The organism is Stenotrophomonas sp. YJH_SMC_82 (genome assembly GCF_059368875.1).
Genome location: NZ_JCAFSE010000004.1, coordinates 68,499 through 94,449 on the forward strand (window position 1 = coordinate 68,499; position 25,951 = coordinate 94,449).

The 25,951-nt window shown below is 59.9% G+C and carries 18 protein-coding genes; 13 read left to right on the plus strand and 5 right to left on the minus strand.

Going from position 1 to position 25,951, the window contains the following annotated elements:
* Window positions 1-35 precede the first annotated feature (35 nt).
* The 5 genes from aceE (at window position 36) to AC5P53_RS15715 (ending at window position 15,184) form a co-directional block, all read left to right on the plus strand.
* Complete coding sequence (aceE, locus tag AC5P53_RS15695; RefSeq protein ID WP_012478970.1) at window positions 36-2,723, plus strand: pyruvate dehydrogenase (acetyl-transferring), homodimeric type; 2,688 nt, start codon at window positions 36-38, stop codon at window positions 2,721-2,723.
* Window positions 2,724-2,965: 242 nt separating this feature from the next.
* Window positions 2,966-4,249, plus strand: a complete 1,284-nt coding sequence (locus tag AC5P53_RS15700; RefSeq protein WP_241887793.1) for a DNA cytosine methyltransferase — start codon at window positions 2,966-2,968, stop codon at window positions 4,247-4,249.
* 96 nt (window positions 4,250-4,345) lie between these two features.
* Entirely contained in the window at window positions 4,346-7,324 is a 2,979-nt protein-coding gene (locus tag AC5P53_RS15705; protein WP_241887776.1) for a hypothetical protein, read from the plus strand.
* A gap of 15 nt (window positions 7,325-7,339) precedes the next feature.
* Window positions 7,340-13,513 carry a DEAD/DEAH box helicase gene (locus tag AC5P53_RS15710; RefSeq protein WP_241887777.1) on the plus strand — a complete coding sequence of 2,058 codons (6,174 nt, stop codon included), beginning with the start codon at window positions 7,340-7,342 and terminating at the stop codon, window positions 13,511-13,513.
* A gap of 3 nt (window positions 13,514-13,516) precedes the next feature.
* Window positions 13,517-15,184: an NERD domain-containing protein gene (locus AC5P53_RS15715; RefSeq protein ID WP_241887778.1), complete on the plus strand. Its 1,668-nt coding sequence runs from the start codon at window positions 13,517-13,519 to the stop codon at window positions 15,182-15,184.
* Window positions 15,185-15,243: 59 nt separating this feature from the next.
* Here the strand turns inward: AC5P53_RS15715 and AC5P53_RS15720 are convergent, their stop codons facing one another.
* The 3 genes from AC5P53_RS15720 to AC5P53_RS15730 all read right to left on the minus strand — a co-directional run bounded on the left by AC5P53_RS15720 (window position 15,244) and on the right by AC5P53_RS15730 (window position 17,502).
* Window positions 15,244-16,068, minus strand: coding sequence for an HNH endonuclease (locus AC5P53_RS15720; RefSeq protein WP_241887779.1), 825 nt, complete (start codon window positions 16,066-16,068; stop codon window positions 15,244-15,246).
* 365 nt (window positions 16,069-16,433) lie between these two features.
* Window positions 16,434-16,802: a hypothetical protein gene (locus tag AC5P53_RS15725; RefSeq protein ID WP_241887780.1), complete on the minus strand. Its 369-nt coding sequence runs from the start codon at window positions 16,800-16,802 to the stop codon at window positions 16,434-16,436.
* Between the two features lie 484 nt (window positions 16,803-17,286).
* Complete coding sequence (locus AC5P53_RS15730; RefSeq protein WP_172412177.1) at window positions 17,287-17,502, minus strand: hypothetical protein; 216 nt, start codon at window positions 17,500-17,502, stop codon at window positions 17,287-17,289.
* Window positions 17,503-17,715: 213 nt separating this feature from the next.
* On the opposite strand from AC5P53_RS15730, the gene AC5P53_RS15735 reads away from it, so the two are divergent.
* The 8 genes from AC5P53_RS15735 (at window position 17,716) to AC5P53_RS15770 (ending at window position 24,718) form a co-directional block, all read left to right on the plus strand.
* Complete coding sequence (locus tag AC5P53_RS15735; protein ID WP_241887781.1) at window positions 17,716-18,315, plus strand: DUF5625 family protein; 600 nt, start codon at window positions 17,716-17,718, stop codon at window positions 18,313-18,315.
* A 4-nt stretch (window positions 18,316-18,319) separates the two neighbouring features.
* Window positions 18,320-19,294: a Rad50 family protein gene (locus AC5P53_RS15740; RefSeq protein WP_241887782.1), complete on the plus strand. Its 975-nt coding sequence runs from the start codon at window positions 18,320-18,322 to the stop codon at window positions 19,292-19,294.
* A 155-nt stretch (window positions 19,295-19,449) separates the two neighbouring features.
* Window positions 19,450-20,376, plus strand: a complete 927-nt coding sequence (locus AC5P53_RS15745; protein WP_241887783.1) for an XVIPCD domain-containing protein — start codon at window positions 19,450-19,452, stop codon at window positions 20,374-20,376.
* The gene (locus tag AC5P53_RS15750) at window positions 20,373-21,008 is read left to right on the plus strand and encodes a hypothetical protein (protein ID WP_495227462.1); all 636 of its coding nucleotides are present in this window, start codon (window positions 20,373-20,375) and stop codon (window positions 21,006-21,008) included. The genes AC5P53_RS15745 and AC5P53_RS15750 overlap by 4 nt, the downstream gene beginning before the upstream one ends.
* A gap of 180 nt (window positions 21,009-21,188) precedes the next feature.
* Window positions 21,189-22,022, plus strand: coding sequence for an XVIPCD domain-containing protein (locus AC5P53_RS15755; RefSeq protein WP_241887785.1), 834 nt, complete (start codon window positions 21,189-21,191; stop codon window positions 22,020-22,022).
* 184 nt (window positions 22,023-22,206) lie between these two features.
* A complete protein-coding gene (locus AC5P53_RS15760; protein WP_241887786.1) occupies window positions 22,207-23,352 on the plus strand; it encodes a YncE family protein in 1,146 nt (381 codons plus the stop codon).
* Between the two features lie 143 nt (window positions 23,353-23,495).
* Complete coding sequence (locus tag AC5P53_RS15765; protein ID WP_241887787.1) at window positions 23,496-24,068, plus strand: hypothetical protein; 573 nt, start codon at window positions 23,496-23,498, stop codon at window positions 24,066-24,068.
* Between the two features lie 77 nt (window positions 24,069-24,145).
* Entirely contained in the window at window positions 24,146-24,718 is a 573-nt protein-coding gene (locus tag AC5P53_RS15770) for a hypothetical protein (RefSeq protein WP_241887794.1), read from the plus strand.
* Between the two features lie 41 nt (window positions 24,719-24,759).
* On the opposite strand, the gene AC5P53_RS15775 is transcribed toward AC5P53_RS15770, so the two are convergent.
* Window positions 24,760-25,176: an XVIPCD domain-containing protein gene (locus tag AC5P53_RS15775; protein ID WP_241887788.1), complete on the minus strand. Its 417-nt coding sequence runs from the start codon at window positions 25,174-25,176 to the stop codon at window positions 24,760-24,762.
* A gap of 75 nt (window positions 25,177-25,251) precedes the next feature.
* Window positions 25,252-25,731: a nuclear transport factor 2 family protein gene (locus tag AC5P53_RS15780; RefSeq protein ID WP_241887789.1), complete on the minus strand. Its 480-nt coding sequence runs from the start codon at window positions 25,729-25,731 to the stop codon at window positions 25,252-25,254.
* Window positions 25,732-25,951 lie beyond the last annotated feature (220 nt).

The following is a 25,951-nucleotide window of genomic DNA, read 5'->3' on the forward strand; positions in this document are numbered from 1 at the left end:
CAGTCGCGCGCGTGCGTGCGGTTATGGGAGCGCTAATGAACTGGTTGAACGAGGTGCTGAACAACGACCCGAATCCTGTGGAAACCCAGGAGTGGATCGAGTCGTTGAAGGCCGTTATTGATGTCGAGGGCTCCGAGCGCGCGCATCAGCTGCTGGAAGGCATGGTGGAACTGACCCGTCGTTCGGGCGCCTACCTGCCGTTCTCTCCCACCACCGAATACGTCAATACCATCGAACCGCAGTTCGAGGCCAAGAGCCCGGGCAACGCCGAGCTGGAATGGCGCATCCGTTCGATCATCCGCTGGAACGCGATGGCCACCGTGGTCCGCGCCAACCGCAAGCCGGGTGACCTGGGCGGCCACATCGCCTCGTTCGCCTCCGGCGCCACCCTGTACGACGTGGGCTTCAACCACTTCTGGCGCGCCCCGAGCGAGAACCACCCGGGCGACCTGCTGTTCATCCAGGGCCACAGCGCCCCGGGCATCTACGCGCGTTCCTTCCTGGAAGGCCGCATCAGCGAAGAGCAGCTGGACAAGTTCCGCATGGAAGTGGACGGCGGTGGCCTGTCCTCGTACCCGCACCCGTGGCTGATGCCGGACTACTGGCAGACCCCGACCGTGTCGATGGGCCTGGGCCCGCTGGCCGCCATCTACCAGGCGCAGTTCATGCGCTACCTGGAAAACCGTGGCCTGATCGAGAAGTCCGACCGCAAGGTGTGGTGCTTCATCGGCGACGGCGAGAGCGACGAGCCGGAAACCCTGGGTGCCATCGCCCTGGCCGGCCGTGAAGGCCTGGACAACCTGATCTTCGTGGTGAACTGCAACCTGCAGCGCCTGGACGGCCCGGTGCGCGGCAACGGCAAGATCATCCAGGAACTGGAAGGCGTGTTCCGTGGCGGCGGCTGGAACGTGATCAAGCTGCTGTGGGGCGGTTACTGGGATGCCCTGCTGGCCAAGGACACCAACGGCGTCCTGAAGAAGCTGATGATGGAAACCGTCGACGGCGAATACCAGAACTGCAAGGCCTTCGGCGGCGCGTATACCCGCGAGCATTTCTTCGGCAAGTACCCGGAAACCGCTGCGATGGTCGCCGGCCTGAGCGACGACGACATCTGGCGCCTGAACCGTGGTGGCCACGACCCGCACAAGGTGTACGCCGCCTACCACCAGGCCGTGAACACCAAGGGCATGCCGACCGTCATCCTGGCCAAGACCGTGAAGGGTTACGGCATGGGCAGCGCCGGTGAGGCGCTGAACCCGACCCACCAGACCAAGAAGCTGGACGACGAAGCGGTGCGCCACTTCCGCGACCGCTTCAACATTCCGGTGACCGACGCGCAGCTGGCCGACGGCCAGGTGCCGTTCTACCACCCGGGCCCGGATTCGCCGGAAGTGCAGTACCTGCAGGAACGCCGTGCCGCGCTGGGCGGTTACCTGCCGCAGCGCCGCCGCAAGGCCGACAAGACCTTCGTGGCGCCGAAGCTGGAAGCGTACGAGCGCCTGCTGAAGAGCAGCGGCGAGCGCAGCTACTCCACCACCATGGCGTTCGTGCAGAGCCTGAACATCACCCTGCGTGACAAGGAACTGGGCCCGCACATCGTGCCGATCGTGGCCGACGAAGCCCGTACCTTCGGCATGGAAGGCCTGTTCCGCCAGATCGGCATCTACGCGCCGTTCGGCCAGAAGTACAAGCCGGTCGACGCCGACCAGCTGATGTTCTACCGCGAAGACCAGAGCGGCCAGGTGCTGCAGCAGGGCATCAGCGAGCCGGGTGCGATCAGCTCGTGGATGGCCGCCGGTACCAGCTACTCGGTCAGCAACGTGCCGATGCTGCCGTTCTACATCTACTACTCGATGTTCGGCTTCCAGCGCGTGGGCGACATCGCCTGGCAGGCCGCCGACATGCGTACCCGCGGCTTCCTGCTGGGTGGCACCGCCGGCCGCACCACGCTGAACGGTGAAGGCCTGCAGCACGAAGATGGCTTCAGCCATCTGGTGGCCGGTGGCATCCCGAACGTGCGCAGCTACGACCCGACCTTCGGCTTCGAAGTGACGGTGATCCTGCAGCACGGCACCAAGCGCATGATGGAAGACCAGGTGGACGAGTATTACTACGTCACCCTGATGAACGAGAACTACACCCACCCGGAAATGCCGGAAGGCGCGGCCGAAGGCATCGTCAAGGGCATGTACCTGCTGACCGACGCCGGCAAGCCGAAGAAGGGCGAGCTGCGCGTGCAGCTGCTGGGTTCGGGCACCATCCTGCGCGAAGCCATTGCTGCGGCCGAGCTGCTGGACAAGGACTTCGGCGTGACCGCCGATATCTGGAGCTGCCCGAGCTTCAACGAACTGCGTCGCGATGGTTTCGACGTGGAACGTGCCAACCGCCTGCATCCGGAAGGTGAGCAGCGCAAGGCCTACGTGACCGAGCTGCTGGAAGGCCGCCAGGGCCCGGCGATTGCCGCCACCGACTACGTGCGTGCGTATGCGGACCAGATCCGCGCGTTCGTGCCGATGTCGTACACCGTGCTGGGTACCGATGGGTTCGGCCGTTCGGATACGCGTGCGAACCTGCGTCGGTTCTTTGAGGTGGATCGCTACTACATCGCGCATGCCGCGATTGCGGCGCTGGCGAAGGAAGGGAAGATGACCGCGAAGGATGTGGCCCGGGCGATCAAGCAGTACAAGATTGATCCGGAGAAGGCTAATCCTGTTGGGGTTTGATTGGGTTTTGCATGCGAGGGCGGCCAAGTGGTCGCCCTCATTCTATTGCAGGCCGTTATAGTCTGGAGGCGGCGGGGTTGCGGGTCACCCGTATATGGAAATGCCAGTTGGCTAATAAATAGGACGCGGAATGTGGCCTTAGGGCCTTAGCCAGCCTGGTTGCGCGAATTCTGTCTTACACGATTCGTGGCTAGGGATTGATACTCTGGGGGATTTGCTTGCGTAAAAACTTCTTGAGCGTCGTGGATTTGTTTGCGGGTTGCGGTGGCTTTGGCCTTGGGTTGGAACAAGCGGGCTTTACCCCGATATTCGTCAATGAAATAAACGCCGACGCGCGCGGTACGTATGTTTTCAACAGAGTAGATCGACATCCACACTTCGCTCGCGGTCTGGATGAAGAAAAATGGATAAACCAATTCTGTTCGACCGATGCGAGAAGAATGACGAAGAGGGACTACCTCGAAAGACTCGAAAGTAGCTTCAAATCCGAATTCGGGATTGCCCACGGTGAGATTGACCTCGTAGTCGGAGGGCCTCCGTGTCAGGGCTTCTCAGGTATTGGGCATCGGCGCTCGTATTCTGTTGCCAAGGAAGACTTACCGTCGAATCATCTATTCAAAGATATGGCACGCATCATAAGCCACCTCCGGCCGCGAGCCTTCGTTTTTGAAAACGTTCGTGGCCTGTTGACTGGGCGTTGGACTTCTGATGGTGAAAGTGGCGAAATATGGAAGGATGTAAAGAAGGCCTTCATCAATATAGGTGGATATAGGCTCGCTGCGGAGTTGGTCTACGCCAAGAATTATGGCGTTGCGCAAAATAGGCCTAGGATCATGCTCGTAGGAATTCGTGAGGACATAGCAGGGTCCGTTACGCGAAAGGAAGAGGTCGATTTGATCGATGGGACTGGCATATCTAGTGGCTTCCTGCCGACCGGACGTCCTGGATCGTGGCCGTCACTCGTTGAGCTGTTGGGGGATCTCGTCGATCCAGATCACCAAGAAAGTGGTGGGAAGACGACCGAATATCCCTCAAGAGTCATGAGCGAAACGCAGCGAAACTTCAGAACGTCTGCCGATGGTAAGAGCGTGGCCGGAAAAGGATCGCCAGTAACCGAGCACGAATACAGCAAACACCACCCAAAGGTGGTCAAGAAGTTCAAAGCCATGATCGATGGCATGGACTTCGAGGCGACACGAAAGTTTTCACAACGCGTGCTTCCGCGAGAGTGGGGGGCAACTGGCCCGTCGATCACGGCAACTTCGTTGCCGGATGATTACGTGCATTACGAGCAGCCCCGCACACTGACTGTCCGGGAATGGGCTCGCTTGCAAGGATTTCCTGACTGGTACCAATTCAAGGGCAAGCGAACTACGGGTGGGCTTCGTCGCGCAGGCAACCCGCTTGAAGGAATCCACTTTCGGGAATTGCCGAAGTACACGCAGATTGGGAACGCCGTTCCCGTGCCAATGGGACGGGCAATTGGCGAACACCTAGCCAAAATTCTTCGTGGAAATAGATTGTAGGTAGCCATGTAGTGCGGATATGGCTCCGCTTGTTTGGTTTTTCGCCCAGGGACGCGTGGCGATGCTTCGCAATCTGGGGAGGGGGATTGCTAAACCGTGGATATGAATGCATTCGAAGCTTGGAACCTGCGGCTCTTGGAGCACTTCTTCTGGCCGGGGCGGATAGGCAAGGAGACCTTCATTAGTACTTCGCCTGACGTGCTGGATGAAATAGGTGAGGGCTTGGGCGGGGATGTGGGGTTCCTTGAGGCAGTCAAGGCAGGGCCGGATTGGAAGTGGAAGCACAAACCGCCGACAATTGAGTCGAGATTGCGGGAGCTCGTTGAGCGACGCAGAAGGAGCGCGCCTCGAGCGTTGGGATACACGGACCCGGGCAAACACAATTTCGAATTCAAGCCAGGTGGGGCAATTGAAAATTCCGCACCGACCTACCTGCCGTATCTGGCAGCACTAGCAAGAGGTGCTGCTGTCGCCGACGTGGCCGGCTACTACGCGCGTTTGCGCAAAGACCTAGGGCTGCCTCCGAATTGGAGCTCTAGCCAGATGAGCCGCACGGAAGTCGCTTGGGCAGACCTGGAGAAGTGGACAAAAGACACCGGCGGGCGTTACGGAAAGTTCACCTTTCGTAGTTTAGGAGCGCATCAGTTCGTTGGTCTCGCCAAGTCCCAGATCATGATTGCCGCACGTGACATCCTGGTGCTGCACGAAATATTCGAACGACTTGGACTGGAAGTTGGGCACGGCAAGGCTGCCACCAGACTTGAGGATGTTCTGGAAGAGGTTCGCGCAGATAGCTCGCGTGTATCGAGGGGGCTTCGCCAGGCGGCATTTGATCCTGACTATAGTGACGTACTCGAGGCGCGGCTGGCTGACGTCCTGAGTGAGTGGAAAGGGCCCCAGATTGATCAAGACCAAGCAAAGGGTGGTCGAGCAGGCAAGCGAGCTGAGAATAGAAGCGGAGTGAGATTCGGGCTCACGCTCGGCCCCGGTGAATCACTTCCGTGGCGGGTCATTATCAGTGTTGAAGACGAGGCAATCGATCTTGCCGAGGTTGAAGACGCCCAGTCACTGGACGAGCCTAGCGACAAGGCTACGCTGACGGGCGTGTCGATGCGGCGCCACCGGTTAGGTGGATGGGCCTTGCCCCTTTCCGTCGAAGAGTCGAAATCCTTCCTAATGCAGGATTCGTTGACTCTGAAGACTCTTCGAGGCACGTTTCCTGTCGAGCTGGCCCGGACAGCCCGAGTGCTTACTGAGAATGGCGACGAGAACTACGAGCTGTGGGACAGCGGATGGCCCGAGTATGGCGCAGCGGTTGTTCTGTTTCCGGACGTAAGTGATGAATCGCATGCACTGTTCATTTCTGCTTGCCCCGACGCTAGTCCGTATAAGCCTGACGAGATGGAAGGTTTGCCGTCTCACTGGGCGATGTACTACTTGGAAGCTTGCGAACGCCTAACGGACGAGCAGCGCATGATCGTGGAGCCCAGTGGCAGGCGAGTCAGGTTGCTGGTGTTGCAAGGTGGGAGCAAGGGTGAGGGCGGATACTTGCACTACGACCTACCTAATGTTCTCTATAGAGGGCCTCCAGAGTGGCGGGTTGGAGTTGTAGGGCGTGACGATCTTGAGTTGGAGCAAGATTCCTACATCCCCCTAACAAGAGCCAGCCCGTCAGGACGTGACGGGAATGCTGTTGTTACCAGGTGCTACGGACTTCCCGCTGCGTTTGAGGAGGGCGGGGAATTCAAGTTTTTCGTACGGGATGGAACTGGCAAGGAGAGAGGGAGCTGCTCGTTGCGTGTTCGCAGTCGAACTGCCGCAACCACAGCAGAGGATGGAGCAGCTTGCATGGATCGATTCGGACGGATTGTTAGGGGAGTAGAAGGCCTGCGTGGAGGATTGCCAGAACATCTCGTACGCGTGCACGAGAGGGGGCGAGGTAACGAAGTGATAGCAAGTTCAAGGTCGCGTCTGGATGTAGGGAAGCCAGTGGCCTTTGAAGAATTTAGGAACAGCCCGGCTGTGCGGTTCCTGGATTCACTCGCCAGCACGGGTGGCTATTCATACGGGCGTGCCAAGTCAAAGCTCGACAGGTTTTTAGCAAGGGCGGGGAGCACTCAGGCGCCGTGGAAGGTGCTTCTCGATCTTTGGGGTCGTGGATATATTGAACTTGAGCGTGGTAAGGACGGCGGCTTCGAATACGTCCATTCCGTGCCCGCGAAAGCCTACCTAATGCCCTTGAAGGTCGATGGATGGGATGTTCTGGGGTTGCTTGGTACGTTGAACCTAAGCCAATGGGAGGGGCTCTGCGAGGAGTCTTTGGCTTGGGAAATTCTCAAGAACGATTTCGGCCTGAGTGAAGAGGGCACACTCCCGGTCTTGAGGCTGAGGAGCAAGATGGCGGCAACCTTGCTGAAGCAACGGCTAGATCCGATCGGGCTGGGTCTGTTGCCGATGCAAGGCTTAGCCATTGCTGATTGGGCCGCCACGGAACGCGACGTCCGCTCCGCGATGCTGGCCGAGACCAAAGAGCTCAGTGAATCCATCCAATTTATGAGGCTCAGGCGGTTCGATCCACATGCAATTCGCTATATGGATATCAAGTCCGGGCATCCTTCCCCTCCTGAAGGCCGAGATGAGGCTGTTCTTTACAAGTTTGAGGATGCGCGGCGCAAGGGGTGGCACAGAAGTATGTTTGTCTCGCGGCAAGGGACGTCATTTGCACTTGACGAGCAGTGGTCGAAATGGATCGCGTTGGGTTCTGTCGCGCGAGGCTTTGGTCGTGCCCCTGTCTTCCATGATCAAGAAAAGAAGTACTTGTATGTGCCAGCTAAGTTGCGACTTCCCGTTGTGATTGATCGCGCGCTTCTTCTGTGTAGCGGCTCTCCTCCAGTCGAATATCGCCTAGATGCATGGGAGGACGGAACGGACATCAAGTTCGGGATAAAGTATGCTGATACGGTGCTTTTTCAATTTGATGAACGCTTCTGTCAAGGCGTTGGAGGCGGAGTCTGGTTGCGTTATGACAACGTTCCGACTGCCGTCATGAAGGCAATTTCTTCGAAAGGCAAATAAGACAAGGACAATGCGATGGATAACCCGGTCAAAGCATACGAGAAAATCAAGGAAGGAATTCGCCTTTATATCCAGAGCGCGTTCAAGAGCAATTCTCGAAGCTTCGAGATGGATCGCGAGACACTGCTTAAGAAGAGTGGAGTCCTGTTTCAGGACGCCTATTTGGAGCCGGTTCCCGCATATGCATCCGGAAAGATTCTGAAAGATCTTGAGACTGGAGATCTTCCGGGCATGGACGAAGCAGGTGTCGATGCATTCAAACGTATCGTCGGTGCCGGGCTTTTCGATGGCGATTTTCCCTTGTACAAACATCAGCAGCGCATGCTCATGGAATCCATGGCGGGAAAGCACTGCGTGGTGGTGACGGGTACTGGCTCAGGTAAGACCGAATCCTTCCTGTTGCCAGTGCTGGGCACGATCATTCGAGAGGGGGTAGATGTTTGGGCTGGTTGTAAATCCTTTGCCAGTCCATGGCCGGAAAGAAGTGTCCGGCATCAGGTACAAAGAAATCGTCTGCGCCGCGAGTCGCGCGCAGCTGCTGTGCGAGCACTTGTACTGTACCCAATGAACGCATTGGTAGAGGATCAAGTGTCAAGGTTGCGAAAAGCTCTGGACTCTTCACCGGTCCGGGCGGCCTTGGACGAGGTTTTGGGAGGAAACCGGATACGTTTTGGTCGATACAACGGTAGTACTCCGGTTTCCGGCCACCCAATCGATACAAGCGGAAAGAGGAATAGAAGCAAGATCGACGAGTGCAACGGCGCCATAGACAAGGCAATTGAGGAGAGCGAGGCAATCGATGCCTTAGTCGTCCGAAGGAAGGCCGAATATGAATCGTTGGCCGAGAAGCTGGGTGCACTCCCCGTTGATCATCAAGACAGGCCCGCTGAGGATGAGGTGAAGGAGGCCAAGTCCAGATACGAGAAGGCACTTCAGGCTCGACTATTTGTGCCAAACCTTTTGATCGATTCCGGGGAGATGTTCCACCGCTGGGAGATGCAACAGAACCCTCCGGATATCCTGGTCACAAACACCAGCATGCTATCCATCATGCTGATGCGTCATAAGCATGCCGAGTATGCCAACGACACGGCCGATGCAGATATCTTTGAGAAAACCAAAGCCTGGCTCGCCGCGGACGAGAAGCACGTCTTTCAACTCGTCGTCGACGAACTCCATTTGTATCGTCAATCCGCGGGCACGGAAGTAGCGTATTTAGTTAGGTTGCTATTGGATAGGCTAGGGCTTTCGCCTGGCCATAAGCAACTGCACATTCTTGCGTCCAGTGCATCACTTGAAGGCGAGGAGGCTTACGATTTTCTCGGGCAGTTCTTCGGTATTGGTCGCGGCAATGAGGCTAAGGCTGTCTTCCACATCGAAAAGGGCGAAGCCAAGTTTGCTCCTGGTAGCTCGGCTGATCTTGGTGACGAAGTCGCACGGGAATTGATTGGCCTTGTATCTGCATACGAGGCTGGGCAATGGAGGGAGCCAGCGCTTGCTGCCAGTGCATTGCTTAAAGAATGGGAGTGGCAAGAGCGATTGCTTGCCCCGTTTTTTCACAACAACAGGCTAATAGCGACTTCGTTGGTCAATGTTGCGGGATTCTGGTTCCCGCGCTTGGGGGAGGAAGACAGGACCAAGGCCGCTGAGGGTCTCTTCCTGATGCTGGCCGAGGTTTCGGAGAAGGAACCTTTCAAAAGTGCCCTGCCGCGCTTCCGGTTCCATTGGATGGCACGCAACATCGACGGGCTGTGGGCAACGATCAGGCCAGTAGATATCTCGGAGGACCCGCAACGGTTGGTCGGCACGCTTTCCCCGGAGCCAAGCCTGAACGCCGGCAGCCAAGGAATGGGCCGGGTCCTAGAGGTCCTGTACTGCGAATGTTGCGGAACCCAGCTGCTTTGCGGAAACAAGACCGAATTTCGGGAGACAACGAAAGGCCCGGCGAGGAAAACCAGGACGCGATTCGAGTTAACGGCGTTGCCATCGGACATTGATGGCCTGCCGGAGGGCTCTACTGATGGGCGTACGGATGCCAAATCGTATGACTCCCTAGGAGTTGTATGGATGGGCAAGGATGGCTCGGGTACCGATGGGGCTTGGGATCAAGTCGGCTTCGAGAGAGGCTCCGGGATCAAGCGGAAGGCAGAATGGAGGATAGCTAGAATCCAGCAGGATTCTGGCGTCGTCACTCTGGATGGAGGCGAGGCAGATGGGCTGCCTTGCTATTGGCTTGATATGAAGGCTGGGGATCACGACGTCATTCCTGCCATGCCGCAGCGATGTCCAAGTTGCGGCATCGACTATTCTGAGAAGCGTGGCGGACGCTTCGCTCCGATTCGTGCGTTCGCGACTGGCTTGTCGAAGGTCTCGCACATGTTGGCGACTTCGCTGGTCGGCCAGCTTCCGGCAGGGGACAGGCGGAAGCTAGTGGCATTTTCGGATAGCCGCGAATCAGCAGCGAAGCTAGCCTTGGACGTGGAGACAGAGCATTGGGGCCACTTGCTCCGCACCATGTTGCACTCCGAGTTGAGGCAAAGGTCATCCTTAAGCCTGAATCTTCTGAAGAAGCAATTCTGGGATTTGATTAACGAGGGGCACGCTAAACAGGCCGACCAGATCCTCGAGAACCTGGAAGTTCCGCAGGATGTTCGAAGCACGCTTGACGACTTCATTGGGATCGCTGAACGGAAGAAGAATCGGGGCATTGACCCCGCATTCCAGCTGGAGCTAGACGGACTGGAAAGTGCCAAGCCGGGTTGGGTGCCTCTCGATTCCTTGTTCGCGCAGCCCAATCGCGATGAGGTATTGCCTGTTCTGTGGAAGGTCTTCGTGGGACTTGGGACAAATCCAGGAGGCGCCTCGTATCACGATCGCATCGTTGGGGACAAGAACAAGCCGCGTGATTGGACGACTGTCCTCGATATGGCGGGCAATGTGCGCCGTATCGGAGGATCGCAAACCCATGAGGAAGAGGCGAAGGAGTTGAATCGCCGACTCAAGAAGCGGGGTTGGAGTGCACTGTCAGGTCGCTTGCTTTACGACTTGGAAGCGCGTGGCATTGGTCATTTGGGCCTGAGTCCTGGCGTTGGAAGCAAGGCACCTTCCGGGATGAAGGCCGAGAGCTTCGCGCAGGCATGTCATTCCGTAATTCGTATTCTGACTGAGCAGTACAAGATCGACCCAAGCCCTTGGGGCAACCAGCCTGACGAAGAGTGGGAAGAAGACTCTCCGAATGACAAGTCTTGGGGCGCGGCAAAAAAGCGGGTTCGCTCCTATCTTGAAGCTGTCTCCAAGAAGTCTGGGACTGGATTCGAGACCATCCGGGGCGCGGTGCGTGGGGCACTCAAGAGTGCTGGTCACCAGTGGGGTGTAGTCAACTTGATGTCGACGTCCGTCAAGGTTGTCGGCGGTGTTGATAGCAGTTGGCAGTGCGAGCGCTGCATGCAGATCCATTGGCATGCGTCTGCCGGCGTTTGCTCCCGCTGTTGCCATGACCTGACAGCGGAGGCGAAAGGACCAACCAGTGACGAAATTCGCTCGGGCCATTACTACGGTGGCGAAGGTGAGCTTTTCCGGCTACACGCGGAAGAGTTGACTGGTCAAACACAAGACCAGGCCCAGCGCCAGCGACATTTCCGTGGCATCTTTCTTGACTGCGAAAAGGTCCGCGACATTGGCGAGCGCGATGTTATGCCACTGGTGGATGAGATCGACTTCTTGTCGGTGACTACTACAATGGAAGTCGGCGTGGATATCGGCTCACTACAAGCCGTGTTGCAAGCGAATATGCCCCCAGAGCGTTTCAATTACCAGCAGCGAGCTGGTCGCGCTGGTCGTGCGGGTCAGCCCTTTGCCGTGGTGCTTACCTATTCTCGTGGACAGACGCATGATCGCCTGCATTTCGATCATCCAGGGGAGATGACGGGGGGGGTGCCGCCACAGCCCGGTCTAGCGATGACTAAGGGCCAGCAGGTTCTAGCCGACCGCCTGATGGCCAAGGAGCTGTTGCGGCAATTTTTCCTTGAAGAGGATAGGGCAGCTTGGGTAGACACGGCTGAAGACCCGGATACGCATGGCGAGATGGGCATGGTTCCCGATGATCCGTCTGCCTTGGTGCGAGAGATCGCGGTCTGGTTGAGCAAGGAGATGGAGCGAATCCAAGGCATCGCAAGCGTATTGAGCGTCGCAAGCGAGATCAGTCCGGAAGACTTGTCAAGGCGCGTACTGGATTTGCCAGGTAGAGTTGCTAAAGCGTGCAAGGATCCGGTTTTTACGGCAATGACTTTGGCGGCACGCTTGGCCGAGGCAGGCATCCTTCCAATGTTTGGTATGCCCACAACCGTCAAGCCCTTGTATTTTGATCTGGACCGGACGAACGAAAGGGCCATGGCCTTAGATAGGCAGGCTGATCAAGCCGTGGCTGATTTTGCTCCCGGCTCCGAGCGCACTTGGGACAAGAGGACCCTGCGGCCCCTAGCGCTTGTTGGGGACATTCAGAAACGAGGCAAGGAGTGGAAGGCTGTCAATCAGGCGGTACTTGGCGTGTATGAGTACATTCATTGCGAGAAGTGCAAGGTTTTGTTCGTTGAGCGCATCCGAGATGATTTGCAAGGAAATCTAAATCCTGGCCAAGTTGATTGCCAAAATTCAGCATGTGGTGGAGTGGCGTGGCGATACGCCGCCGTGGTGCCGAGGGCGTATGCCACCGACCTGAAATTTCATGAGCCAGGGAAAGGGGATTTCTCTGGTCGATCTGGCAGAACCACGATAGCTTCACCTGCGCTGCTAGATCCCAAGATAGATAAGTTTGCTGGAGCGTGCATTTCGTTCGGATCACAGCAGCAGGTCATGCGCATCAACACGAACGGGAAGAGCAAGGCGAGCGGTAATCGCCTTTTCTCCTTCGATTTGGCTAGAGGTATTCGGTCATCCAGAGGCGAGTGGCTGAATCGATCTGAGGATGTGGAATCCATCCTTAAGCTTGATGAGTCTGGGAGTTCTGGTGAGTACAAGGTGGCCTTGTCATCGCCAAAGATCACGGACATTTTGGCGATTAGCTCGAAAGCACGTGATGGCATCGAGTTCTTTAATTGGAACTTGGACACGCCTCATGCTGCGACACGCCATCGAGCGGCGTGGTACTCCGCAGCCACCATTCTGCAGCGGGCCATTGCCCTGAAGCTCGACGTGGACTCCATGGATATCGAGATCGCGTCCATTCATGGTTTGCAGCCAGGCGAAGGCGAGCTATATCTTGCCGATGCCCATGCTAACGGTGCCGGCATCGTTGCTTGGGCCAGAGACCACTGGATGGAATTGTTGGATGACTGCCTTGGCGAGACCGGTGAATTCGGCCGCCGAGTCGTAGAGGAGAGGAAGGCGAATGATTCGGGTGACAGTTGGCGATCGCCGGACCGATTACTGAAGGGCTTCCGCAATCGGCACATACATGGCCTGTTGGATTGCGAGCTTGGTCTGGATTTGCTCCGTTGCTTGAAGGACGAAAACCATGCACCTGGCATGGAACCTGCATTTATGACGCAAGCTTTGGCATTGGCACGCAGCTATTGCAGTGCGTTCCCGGATTCGCGACTTGAAGAAGGGGGCAAGATTGCAGGATGGACAACAGGTGACATGTTCGTTGGCGTCATTCATCCGCTGTGGGCGAGCCTCCCAGGGCGGCTGAATGGGGTGGCCGAACTCATCGCTGCGGCCGGTGGTAAGGGGGGCAGGCAGGTTTGTCTGGTGGACACGTTCAACCTGTCGAGGCGCATGGCATGGGTGCGCTCGCAGCTTTTGGGCGAGAAGCCCCCGTTTCTGGTCGATACCGCATCTGGCTTGACTGATGCATCTTCAACGACGGCGAGAGTGGCCAGGCCTGCCGTGCCTACACAGCCTGGCATGACTTTCGAAGAAATCATGGCCTTGGCACCCAGCGATGCTTTTCAATGGGGCGGCATGTCGTGGGAGAGAATAGGTCCGCAGGACCTCAATTCCATTAGCGGTGAATCCGGTACTTGGTTGGCTACTCAGGAAGGTCATGGTGGCGTCTATCGCCTGCAGGTGACGGTTGCCGGCCCGAACCGCCGGATCAAGCGCATTGGTGTGGATGACGGACATTTGAAGTTGGCCGAAGCGGCTGGCCACGGCATTGCCGTCGTAGCTAGAAAGAAAGATGGGAGCTAACGAGTGGCAAAGGTATTTGGCAAGTTGCCCTTGGACTTCGCCGAGAGGGAAGTCGTAGTTGCCCTAAAGTGGCAGGCTCCGGCAGATTGGTTGGTTATACCCGGTGTTCGGTGGGCCAAACGCAGGGGAAACGGTCCAGTCATGGACGGGGAGGCTGACGTCGTGGTTCTGGTACCTAACCTCGGTATGCTAATTGTTGAGGTGAAGGGGTCGCGCGAGATAAGGGTGACCGAGTCGGGTTGGCAACGCCTTGAAGCTGGGCGCTGGGTGGATCTTGGGCGTTCGCCGGTGGAGCAAGCAACTTTGAATGCCCATGAGCTCAAGCGACTACTTTGTGACGCCAACGGATGGAAGGACTCGTTCCCTGGCTTGTTTGGTTGGTTAGTGATTTATCCCAATGGGCATGCCAACGCTGTGCCGGGTTTGGTTGACGGCACTACGCTAGCCACCAGGCAAGACATGGGGCGGCTTCAGGCTAAGGTTCAGGGGGCCTTGCTTGCCAAGGGGAGCGAGAGCATTGGCGAGAACTTCACTCTGGGCGTGCAAGAAGCCGCGGCGAAAGTGCTGACCAGCTCGGAGTTCCGTATCGTGCCTGCCGATGGCGCCAAGGAGGTGAGTGAAGACAAGAATGCCATCGAGCGCTTGACGCACCAGCAGTTCAGTGCCCTGAAGGGGCTATTTGAGTTGCCTTCCGTCGCCGTGGTTGGACCCGCCGGTTCCGGGAAGACCATTCTGGCCATGTGGCATCTGCAGTCGGCAATCGATGCTGGCGGGAGAGGGTTCTACGCCTGTTACAACAAGAACCTAGCTGAATCATTGCGGCTGAAGAATCCAGGTCTCAAAGAGTATATTCATAGTGTCGATAGCTTTTTTGGCAAGACCTGCCCAGGTGTTGCGAGAGGGAGTGGGAATTTAAGTGAGTTCTTCCGCGCAATACTTCCAAATGCAGTATTCGATCAGGTATCGGCATGGGACGACGACGAAAAGTTCGATGCCGTTATCGTGGATGAAGCGCAGGATCTCAGTGTGGATCAGCTTATCGCCCTTCAGGCCTTCAAGAAGAACAGGGGAGGGTGGGCGGCATTTATGGATAAGCAACAGGATTTGTACAAGCGCAATGCGGAAGAGCACGTTGATGCCGATGTCTTGTACAGGCTATCTCACAATTGCCGGAATACCGTGGCTATCAACAAGGCGACGAATGCCTATGTCGGTAGTGAAGTTGCGTCGATGCCCGGCATGCCAGACGGAGTCGCTGTTGTCGTGGAGAAGATGGGAAGGCAGCAAATGGCCAATCGTGCTTTCCAGTTCGCAAAGGAATGGAAGGAAAGTTCCAATAACAGCGTCGCTATACTTAGCCCGAGAGTGATGGCAGATTCAGCGATGTCTGGTAGTTGTATTGGCCATGGTATCGGTTTGACTGAGGACATAGGAGAGCTTCAGCATCCCCAGAAGGCACTTTTCTCAACGGTCAAGGCGTTCAAGGGAATTGAGGCAGACTGCGTGGTTGTCGTGGATGCTATTTCGCCGGAAGTCGGTGAAAGATACTTCGCGTTAGAAGATCTTTATGTTGCATGCACGAGGGCAAGGACACGTCTGGTGATACTTGTATCTGATGAACAGTCATTCGCCTACTTTGAACAAAAGCTGGGGAAGGTTCGGTCAAGCTGAGGCAGGTACGCGATTGCATCTTGTAGTTCTGCCCCCTCAAGCCACTGAGGGGGCTGCCCCTAAATCCACCAGCACTGCGAATGATGCCAGGCCAGACAGTCCGGGTTAGCGGTCTGGTCCACCGACGTCGGGACAGCTAGCGCTTTGCCCTCAAGCTCGCCATAGCTAGACCGTTGCAACTCGGGGGCCAGACACATTCGGAGTGAGGCCGGATCTACCGAAATGAGATACAGATCAAACAGCGTGTGGACGTCAGCGCGCAGCAATAGCCCGTTGCTAACGAGGTTGCTAGATTGGCCAGAGTAGGGCCGAATATGGGCCGCCTCGAGTGCATCCGCCACATCACAACCTGTCATTGCGCAGCGACTGCCGTACGCTGCCAACAAAGACTTGCGGAACGCTGGCTGACCACGTCGCTGTGTGATCGCGGCGACCACCCGGCGCAGTTCGTCGGCCTCATCCGCTGAAGCGAATTCGCCTGCAACTTCGGCATCTCTGGCCGTCCTTTGCAACGAATTCCTCGTGGGGCCGGCCACGAATGTAGTCGCATCATCAGAAACCGCTAGCAGCTTCGCCAGCTGCAGCTCAACCTTCGTCCCAACGTTCGCAGCGGGACGGAGACCCGGCAACCAGGGCTCACCAGCTTGGTCCAGTACATGAGAAATGTTCTGCATCCGGTACTCCCAAGCCTTGACCGAGCGCCCAAATCGGGTAGCCAGTTCTCGATAGACCTTGGCCTTACCAATGTCTGATCCGCTGGCGAGACGCTCTTCCATGCCGCGATAGGCCTCAACAGCGGCGGCCAGCTCGTCCTCGGTCCATCCAATCACAGCGTCCCCCTGACCGTTCATGATGTCTCGGGGAAAGTGTGCCGTAAACGACATGCGACGTCATTAATGGCCTGACTCGTGGATGCGTTATGCCGTCAGCGCCACCTGCAGGACGTCATGAAACTGGGCGGTTGATATGTTCAGGAATCCCGCCCAAGAGCTTCTTGTCCGGCAGACGTAGGCCGGACAAAAGGTAGACCGCAGTAAGCTAGAGGGAACGCGTGCACATCTGCGAACTCGGTGCTGGAGACCTCCCTGTGAACTTGAAGACCGGGCGCCGTACTTGGCGCGCGGGAATGTAGAGGTATTGCGAGCATTCACGCTAGAACGGGGGCCGATGACGAACGGAGAAGCGCCGTTAGCCGCTAGGCACCATCAACGGCGCTCCTAATTGCGTTTGGTGCTGGGAACCGCCAGCTCTACTCCCGCACCTGCAACCGCTCACTCACCTGCGCAGTCAACGCCACACAAGCCATCTTCAACCCTTCCATCACACGGTCCCCCAGATACTCCTCGGGCGCGCCGTTCTGCCGGGTCCGCTCCGCAGCCAGCATCAGCTCTGCCACCACGCGTAACCCGGCAAGCGCGCAATCCGCGTCCGCCAGCTGAAGACACCGCCCAGGCAGTTGATGCCGCTCCAGCCAAGGCTGGCCGTCCGCAGCCGCACCGGTTCCGATGCGGCGCAGCGTGGCGACGAAGGCGTTGGGATCGACGGACGGTTCGCGCTCGGCTTCGGCGTTGTCCGGATCGTACTGCGCGTGCAGGGAACGGAAGTCCGATGTGTTCATGGCAATGCTCCGTACATGACAGATAGCAGCGCCACCAATAAAGGTGGCGGACGGTGCGGGCTCGAAAACCGGTAAATGCCAGACCGGCGGGTCCGAAGACCCCCACGCACCGCCCGCCATGGAACGCGAACGGATTGCCAGCCGACGCCACATAAAAGGTGACGTCGGCTGGCAAGCGCATACAGCTGGCATAAACACGGGTTTTCGAGTCCCGCGCCACCCTTTTCCGGTGGCCCCCCAAGGTGTACTCGCATGGTTGCGAGATGCCAAGAAACCGTAGGCCGCAGAGGCCGCAAATGCTGACGCTTACGGCATTGTTGCACGGCGCGCGCGCGGCAGAACCGTTGCGGTGCAGTGGTTTCGGCCGGTGTTAAGTTACCGCCCGAATGCGCATTGAAAAGCACGGTTTGCAGAGGGTCGGGGTCTCGAAAGCGACAATCCGCCCGCATGGCTGAGGTCCGAAGTTGGCCAATTGCGACACGGCTTAACTTTGCAGCGCCACGCCCGGCCGAGGCCACAGCGCATCGTCGCGCTCCAGGTCGTAGTCGCTACCGAACGCCAGCGCCGCCTCGCGCGGCGTGAGGTCTGCGTAGCAGCCCAGCAGGTGCTCATCCATGCCGGCGTCGCTATGGTCGATGGCGAACAGGTGGAGGAGCTCCTTGTCGAAGGCTTCCAGCCATGCGGGGTCGAGCTTGGTCATGGTCATCCCCCTGAGTGCAGGAATAGTGCCTGCACCATCGCATGCCTGCTAACTCCAGAACTGGCCCGTGCAATGTTCATCGGCAGGAATCCCCGTCCCACCCCAAGGTTATGTGAAGCCAGTTCAGGTCCTGCGGGCCGGTGCGGTGTATAAACTGCCGACACGTGAGTGCCCGAATGAGAGGAATGGATGCGACAGCTACTGAGGCCATGGATGGTACTGCTGCCCCTGCTCGCGGGTGGCTGCGGCGCCCAGGCACCCCAGATGTATGGCGATGGTTTTCCCGTCGCCAAGCCGATGGACCTAGTCCATGCAGGTGCGACGGTAGAGGCGCGTTTCGAACTGCCACCGCCTTGGGAGAAAGATCCCAAGCCTCGCACGTTCCTGATCGGATTCCGTACCGGTGGGCCTGCCAAGCGTCCGGACATGAAGCCGGGCGATGTCGACTTCCTTGAAGGCGCCCGGATTCCCCTGAAGGTGCAGCTGTGGAAGCTGGAGGGGGACACCGAAACACCCATAGCACTGCAGGTATTGAATCGCGATCTGCCTGCTGTCTGGCAGGGCAGCCGATATCAACCGGCCAAGGGCGATGTGTACGAATACAGGAGCGCCGTCGGCGCGGATTCGAACAGTCTGGTCAATGCAGGAAAGTATGACATGTCCCTGGCCTACAGGGAGTACGAGGTGGCCCGTGCTGATTCCGGGGATCTGACGGCCGGTAAGTACCGGCTGAAGGTGACCAACCTTCAGGCAAATCCGGAAGTTGAACATCTCAACATCGAGCTTCTCGTCGCCAACTACAACGTGAAATAGGACTATGGACAGTCAAGCGAATAGTGCAGCCGCACCCCAGGAAGGCAAGAAGGGGCCCTACACCGTCACGGTCTACCTCGCTGCCCCGGGGACACCTGTTGCAGGCAAGGATGGCACGACCCACTCATCTTCGGCGGGCCATGCCTACTTCATGGTTGCCGATGGTGACAAGAAAGACGGATATGGGTTCTCACCAATAAAGACGGGGATCACCGGGCCTGGGCACGTGGTCAAGGGGGAATTCGAGACCTATCAGAACCCTCGGTTCTCCTACACGCTCGAGATCACCAAGGATCAATATGACAAGTTGAAGGCGTACGGCGAGGCGAGCGTCAATCGCGATCAGGACCGTTTCAATCTCAACTACAACGGTTTGTCGAACAGCTGTGTCGACTACGTGTGGACAGGCCTTGGTCAGGCCGGTCTGCGACCCAAGCTGGAGAAGCCCAATCCCGACTTCGAAGGGACGATGAAGGTGCTTCCGAACATCGATGCGCTGAAGAGCATCCCCAAGCCGTTCCCCGATAGCAAGCTCAATTCGACGCACGAGAACCCCCTTCCCAAGAAGCAAACCACGTTGCAGAAGCTGTTGACCGAGGTGGAGGGCGAACTGCCGTCGCAGGAGCGTTTGGCTGCACTGTCGCCGGAATCGCAGCAGCTCTTTGACCGTATGCGATCGGAGCTGCCTGATAAGGTGAGCGATGCGCAGGTGATGTCAGTGATGGTCGCTGCGCGGGAGAACGGCATCCACCAGCCGCAACAGCTGCGCGATGTGGTGCTGCAGGAAGAGAAGATCTTTGTGATGGGCACGACGCCTGGCTTCAGGGCCATGGTGGATCTGAACCAGCCTCAGCAAAGCCTTGAGGAGGGGCTGGCCCGCAGTCAGCAGATCGACACGCGAGTGACTGAGCAGACCCGTCAGGAAACGCAGCAGCGCGAGGCGGCAACCCAGACGTCCGGCGGCATGCAGATGGGCTAGTGCCGCCACCCGCGCGCTTTCGGGGCGCTGGTACTGCACGCTGGCTCACATATTCAGCAAATCGCGATCGGCGTCCTCTCTCCCTCCACCTGCCCCCCATCCCACCTATGCCATCATCCGCCCAGGACCGCAGCACCCAACAAGGCTGAGCAGGCATGGAGCAGGCAACTCGCTACACCGTAACCCTTTATCTGGCCGCGCCCGGCACCCCGCTGAAGAGTGGGGGCATGTCGCCGCGCGGCCACATGTACCTGCAGGTCGCTGCGGGCGACGAGGCCCACAGCTACGGCTTCGCACCACCGCGCCAGGCGCCGGGCGAAGCCCCCACCGGCGTGCAGTACGCGCAGGTGCGCCACGACGATGCCGACGAGCATCTGGCCCCGTACTACAGCCGTACCTTGGAAATCACCGAAGAGCACTACGGCTGCCTGCGTGATTTCGCCGAGGAACCGGCCGAGTTCGAGTTCGATGTGGATCGCCCGGCCACCATCAACCGCTGCAGCGATTTCGTCTGGGCTGCCCTGCACTACGCCGGCCTGCATCTGCTGCCGGCGCCGCTGGATGGGGGCAGCAACCTGGGCGAGTTCGCGGTGCTGTTCAACCTGCCAGAGATCCAGTGCATCGCCGCGCCCTTCCCGGGCAGCGATCTGAATGCCGAAACCCACAACGCGATGCCCGAGCACGAGGCCGAGCACCATCGCCAGGGTGACCGTGCCAGCGATGAGCCGCCGCCGACGCCGATTGAAGTGGCCGGCACGCTGCTGGACCCCTCACATCCGGACCATCGCCTGTTCTCGCAGCTGATCCAGAAAGTGGCCGAACTGGACGCCGCGCACGGCCGCCCGTTCGATGCGGCCAGCCAGCGCATCAGCGCCAGCCTGCTGGTGCTGGCCAAGCAGAACAATCTCTCGCGCGTGGACCACGTGCTGCTCAGCCGGCCGACAAAAAGCAGTCATGCCGCCGAGAGCATCTTCATCGTGCAGGGCGACCGCAACGACCCAGGGCACCGCCGCGCCAGCATCGCCACCGAGGTGGCGGCCAAGACCGATGTGGCCGATTCGCTGCGGTTGAAGGAGCAATGACGCGGTCACTGCGGCGGGGGCTGGTGGTACTGGCGGTGCTGGGTGCGCTGGCGGCATGCCGTGCCTCACCAGCGCCTGAGGTTGCGCCGCCCCTGCTGACGCGCGCACAGGCCGAGGCGCGCACGGTTGTGCCGTTCACGCGGGCCGTGCAGTTGCAGAAGGCCGGTCGGATTGCCGAGGTCACGTTTGATTTGCCGGCAGCCCAGAAGCCGGCCATTCCGATCCTGAACATTGGGTTGCGGCTGCAGGATACCAACGGGCGCTCGTTGCTGGACGCGTGGGAGAAGATCAGGCTGGGAAGGCCACCCACGCGATTGCGCCTGGAGCGGATTGATGGCGGCACACCTGGTCCTGTACAGCTATGGCAGAGCACTCCTGACGGGCGCGACTCACAGAGAATTCCAGAAGATGAGGTTGTGCGATATCTGTCCGATACAAGCTTGGATGAGGGCGCACTGATCCAAGCCGGTCTGCACTCGCGTGAGATGCTGTATCAGGTACTTCAGGTCGCGGATGTCGGTTGGCTGGAGCCGGGCCGGTATCGGTTGACAGTCGACCTGATGGAGGAACGTCCGCAGCTGGAAGGGCTCCAAGCCGAACTTATTGTTGGATATCAATCGCTAGGGAAGTAGGACATGAGCAAGGAAGCAGATCGCTATACGGTCACGATTCATCTCGCCGCACCCGGCACGCCGAGAGTCGATGTGGGCGACGCGGGCCAGAAGAGATTGTTGGATCCGTCATTTGCTGGGCACATGTTTCTTTCTCTGACGCGATCAAATGACCCGGTACCCGTGAGCAGGGGATTCACGATGGGGAACGACCGTGCGAATCCTTCGCTGGGCAAAGTCGATGACACGGATCTGCGGGTCTACGACAAGCCCCGCTTCGAGCGCACGATCGAGATCAGCAAGGCGCAGTACGACCGCATCCTCGAGTTCTCGGCAGACCCGAAGAAGCACGGCTTCGACATGAACTACGACTTCTTGTCCAACGCCTGCACCGATTTCGCCTGGGGTGCCCTGAACCACGCAGGCCTGCGCCCGGTCGGGCTGGCCGGGGAGATCACCAACTACGAGGGCGCCACCAGGGTCCTGGACAACATCCGCGCCGTCAACGCCATTCCGCAGCAGGTGAAGGGCAGCGAGCTGGACAGGGTGCAGTGGAACCCGATGCCGAAGCAGACGTTCCGCGAGTGGATGTTCACCGAGAACGGCGAGCAGTGGCGCGGCAACAGCACCCTCGCGGCAAGCGGCACGCCCGCAGACCCGGCGCACGAGGATCATGCCCGCCTCAACCAGATCCACCAGCAGGTGGCCGACCTCGGCGCTTTCGGTGCACGCAACGGCAATGTCAGTGCCAGCCTCCTCGCGCTGTCGAAGGAGCAGCAGTTCTCGCGCGTGGACGAAGTGGTGCTGGGCGAGCCGCGCGGTGATACCGCGCCGAAGCTGTTCATCGTGCAGGGGGACCGCGGTGACCCGGCACACCAGCGCGCCAGCATGCCTGCGGAGCTGGCAGCGCAGGCACCGGTAGAGGCCTCGTTCGAACGGGTGGCGCAGATGCAGCAGAACCCGCCGCAGCGCGATGTGCAGCACCTGCAGGAAGAGCAGCAACTGCAACAGAGCCACGGCCCACGGATGGCATAGCCGGCGGACGCGGTTCCAAAGTCGAACGTCTGCCACGCCCAGGCAGACGCACGCCACGCCCCCACCTGCTACCATTCCCCCGCAACCCCAGCCAGCCCACCCGCGCAGACAGATGCAGGTCGGGCCGTCGCAGTACGGCCCAGCGAGCCAGGACACCTTCCCGTGCCCATTCAAGGACGCTCGCATGTTCCGTACTCCTCTCTTCCGCTCGGCCGCCCTGGCCGTTGCCGTTTCGCTCAGCCTCGGCGCGCCTTCTGCATTCGCCGACAATGCGCCCGCCGCCAGCGCCACCGCCGCCGTGCAGCGCCAGGCCGTGGCCAAGGGCCTGTACGAGCTGGCCTACAGCCCGAAGCAGAACGCCGTGTTCGTGGCCTCCTCCGGCGGTTTCGGCGATGACGCCGGCCCGGCCCAGGTGCTGCGCCTGAACCCGGCCACGCTGGCCGTGGAAACCCGCATCCCGCTGGAGCGCAAGGCGTTCGGTGTGGTGCTGGATGACGCCCACAACCGCCTGTACGTGGGCAACACCGTGGACCTGTCGGTGACCGTGGTCGACACCGCGCAGAACAAGGCCGTCGGCACCATCCAGCTGATGGAGAAGAAGACCGGCAAGGACGGCAAGGCTGCCTACACCCACGACCTGCGCGAGCTGGTGGTCGACAGCGCGTCCAACCGCCTGTACGTGACCGGCCACAGCAGCCAGCCGGACGTGAGCAGCGTGCTGTTCGTGATCGATACCACCACGCTGAGGGTGATCAACACCATCGATGGCCTGGGCAATGCCAAGGCACCGGGCCTGGCGCTGGATGCCGCCAACAAGCGCGTCTACACCAGCAACCTGTTGGCCGAGCTGGTGGTGGTGGGCACCGATTCGAACAAGGTGGTGGCGCAGCACAGGATCGCTGCCGAGCAGCCGATGAACATCGCGCTGGACCCGGCCGGCAAGCGCCTGTTCGTGACCGACCAGGGCTCGGAATTCCTGCGTGGCTACCAGGCCAAGAGCAGCGGCCTGGTCAGCAAGCATCCGGGCCAGCGCGTGCTGGTGCTGGACCGCAGTACCGGCAGGGAACTGGCCAGCATCCCGACCGATGCCGGCCCGCTGGGCATCCTGCTGGATGCACCGCGCAAGCGCCTGTACGTGACCAACCGCGAAGCCGGTACGGTTACCGCGTACAACAGTGACAGCTACCAGAAGGTGGCGACCTACAAGGTGCCGACCCACCCGAACAGCCTGGCGCTGGATGCGAAGAACAACGTGCTGTTCGTGAGCATCAAGAACGGCGAGAAGGATGACAAGGGCGCTGACGAGAGCGTGGCGCGCATCCAGCTGTAAGGCGCTGACGCAAGGCCCCGCGCCGTCGCGCGTCGCATGAGGAAGGCAGGGCGCAGGCTCTGCCTTCTTCTTTGCCCGGTTGCAGTGCAAGAGGCTGCCCGCTAGGGTTGAAGCCCATGGCAGGGAGCCAAAGGATCTGAATCATGCTGGCTATCCGCCGCTGGCTGCGCGTCGGCCTGGTCTTCACGCTGGTGGGTGCACTCGGCGCCTGCAGCCGCATACCGGATGCACCGGAGCCGCTGGATCTGGTCAAGCCGATCAACGTGACCCAGTCTGGCCAAGCGGTGCGGTTCGAGTTCGAGACGAATGCCCGCAACTTCCACCCGGGTCGCACGTATGCGCTGGAGCTGGAGTTGCAGCGCCAAGAGACGCGAAAGCCCGACGAGCCTGACGTGGGCACAATGCGGATCCCGTTCGAGGTGATCCTGCAGCAATGGCGTGCTGATGCCTGGAAGGATGTTCCCACCTACGACAGCCATCAAGCCGGGGTGCTCAATGCCGGTGAGCAGCTTCCGGAATGGCATGCATCCGGCGAATGGCGGTATACGTCGCCGCACATGGGCAGTGATGGCCAGTACACGCTGAGCCTGGTTGCTCTGCCAGTGGAAATTGACTCCCGCTACCGCGTGGACGTGCGCACGGTGCAGAGGACCGAGGCACTGCAGGATTACTCGGCCCGTTTGCGGATCCATGCCGCCCGTCCCGCCGGAAAGTAATCAATCGCCTGGTTGCGGCGCCGCTGGTCGCTCGCCAGGATAGGTACTTCATGGCAGGACGCCAAAGGGTCTTCATCATGCTGGGTATCCACCGCTGGCTGCGCGTCGGCCTGGTCTTCACGCTGGTGGGTGCACTCGGCGCCTGCAGCCGCATACCGGATGCACCGGAGCCGCTGGATCTGGTCAAGCCGATCAACGTGGCCGAGTCCGACCAAGCGGTGCGGTTCGAGTTCGAGACGAATGCCCGCAACTTCTATCCGGGGCGACCCTACGTGCTGGATCTTGAGGTGCAGCGACATGGCCCCGGGCCTGACAGTGGGCCTGACATGGACACTGTTCATGTCCCCTTCCAGCTGTCCCTGCAGCGCTGGGTCGCAGGTGCCTGGCAGGACGTTGCAACGTCTGATGTCTATCAGGCAAGGGCGCGCAGTCTGGGTCAGCCGCTCCCCGAATGGCATGCATCGGCAGACTGGCGCTACGCGCATCAGGTATCGATGGACGCCAGCCGATACAGGTTGAGCATCGTCACCCTGCCGATGGAAACCGATGCCCGCTACCGTCTCGATGTGCGCACGGTGCAGCCCACCCTCTTGCTCCAGCATTACCCGGCACAGCTGCGGGTCCACGCGGACCCTCTGTCGGGAAAATGATCAGAGACTTGCGCCGCTCCGCCAACAACGCTGGAGGCGGCTCAGCCCAGACGGTGTGCCGGGTTCTGCTGCTGCTCCTGCTCACGGGCCTGCTGTTCGGGTACTAATCCCACGGCCGGCTGCTGCGGGGCCAACCCCAACTTCTGCATCGACTGCTCCACCGGCGTCTGCGCCGCTACGGCCGTCGGCATCATCGCGCGCAGGTGCGCCGGATTGGCCGGGTCGCCCTGCACCACGAAGACGTTGTGCCCGGCCGGGTGCTGGGCCGTGGCGTTGCTGACCAGCACGTGGTCGACCTGCTGCAGGCCCTGCTCGCGGGCGAGCACGGTCAGGCTGGCGGTCAGGCGCTCGCTGGTCTGGTCGAACGGACGCCCATGCTGGGCGTCCAGTGCGGCCACGCCCTGACGGATCTGCTGGTTGAGGCCGTAGTCGGGGTGGTTGGGGGTGATCTCTGCCATGGCGATCGAACGGTAGCGGTGGGTCGGGGTCAACCCCGCCAGTATAGATCCGGCCGGTGAAGGGCGCCGGAAAGGTCAGTCCGCCGGCCGGTGGTCATAGCTGATCACCCGTTCGGCCAGCCAGTGCCCGTCCACGCGGCGCCAGACCTGGATGAAACGGGCCTGGCCGACCCAGCGTTCCACGCCGTCCTTGCCGCGCTCGTGGAAGCGGTGGTCGCCGATTTCCAGCGCCCGCTCGTCGTGCAGCGGGAATACCTGCAGCGAGGAGTCCACCAGCTCGCGCCGCAGGCGCCAGCCGCCCTTGCGCGCGTTGTCGCACAGGTTGGCCACGCTGCGGCGGAAATCCTCGCGGTTGCTGGCCGACTTGCCGTCCTTGTCATGGAAGAACTCCATGTCTTCGGTGGTCATCGCGGCGGCCTTGTCGGCGTCGCAGGCCTCGAAGGCGACGGCGAACAACTGGCTGTCGGCCTGGCGGATCTGTTCGCGCAGGTCATCGACGGGCGACGGTGCGGCGGCGAGGCCGGCGGCCAGCAAGGGCAGGGTGAGCAGCAGCATGGCAAGACTCCCGGGGATGGTCTGCGCAGGCTGACATGCCGGTGACCACGGCGGTACGGCGCTGCGACGAAACCGGGAAGGCGGGGTGCGAAGGCCGCGAATGCCGGTGCGGCTTCGCGTTGCGGCATGTGCAGGCGATGTCACGGGCGGGCGTGATTCCCTCACGGCTGCCACAGGACGCGGCCGCTAGCCTGCACTCCTCCCCTTCCACAGGAGCGCC

What these genes read in the sequence shown, in the direction of transcription:
- AC5P53_RS15725 (WP_241887780.1), bottom strand. Translation starts at nt 16,802, where the DNA reads ATGAACACATCGGACTTCCGTTCCCTGCACGCGCAGTACGATCCGGAC.
- AC5P53_RS15765 (WP_241887787.1), top strand. Translation starts at nt 23,496, where the DNA reads ATGCTGGCTATCCGCCGCTGGCTGCGCGTCGGCCTGGTCTTCACGCTG.
- AC5P53_RS15750 (WP_495227462.1), top strand. Translation starts at nt 20,373, where the DNA reads ATGACGCGGTCACTGCGGCGGGGGCTGGTGGTACTGGCGGTGCTGGGT.
- AC5P53_RS15755 (WP_241887785.1), top strand. Translation starts at nt 21,189, where the DNA reads ATGGGGAACGACCGTGCGAATCCTTCGCTGGGCAAAGTCGATGACACG.
- AC5P53_RS15745 (WP_241887783.1), top strand. Translation starts at nt 19,450, where the DNA reads ATGGAGCAGGCAACTCGCTACACCGTAACCCTTTATCTGGCCGCGCCC.
- AC5P53_RS15730 (WP_172412177.1), bottom strand. Translation starts at nt 17,502, where the DNA reads ATGACCAAGCTCGACCCCGCATGGCTGGAAGCCTTCGACAAGGAGCTC.
- AC5P53_RS15770 (WP_241887794.1), top strand. Translation starts at nt 24,146, where the DNA reads ATGCTGGGTATCCACCGCTGGCTGCGCGTCGGCCTGGTCTTCACGCTG.
- AC5P53_RS15740 (WP_241887782.1), top strand. Translation starts at nt 18,320, where the DNA reads ATGGACAGTCAAGCGAATAGTGCAGCCGCACCCCAGGAAGGCAAGAAG.
- AC5P53_RS15735 (WP_241887781.1), top strand. Translation starts at nt 17,716, where the DNA reads ATGGTACTGCTGCCCCTGCTCGCGGGTGGCTGCGGCGCCCAGGCACCC.
- AC5P53_RS15780 (WP_241887789.1), bottom strand. Translation starts at nt 25,731, where the DNA reads ATGCTGCTGCTCACCCTGCCCTTGCTGGCCGCCGGCCTCGCCGCCGCA.
- AC5P53_RS15760 (WP_241887786.1), top strand. Translation starts at nt 22,207, where the DNA reads ATGTTCCGTACTCCTCTCTTCCGCTCGGCCGCCCTGGCCGTTGCCGTT.
- AC5P53_RS15710 (WP_241887777.1), top strand. Translation starts at nt 7,340, where the DNA reads ATGGATAACCCGGTCAAAGCATACGAGAAAATCAAGGAAGGAATTCGC.
- aceE (WP_012478970.1), top strand. Translation starts at nt 36, where the DNA reads ATGAACTGGTTGAACGAGGTGCTGAACAACGACCCGAATCCTGTGGAA.
- AC5P53_RS15720 (WP_241887779.1), bottom strand. Translation starts at nt 16,068, where the DNA reads ATGTCGTTTACGGCACACTTTCCCCGAGACATCATGAACGGTCAGGGG.
- AC5P53_RS15775 (WP_241887788.1), bottom strand. Translation starts at nt 25,176, where the DNA reads ATGGCAGAGATCACCCCCAACCACCCCGACTACGGCCTCAACCAGCAG.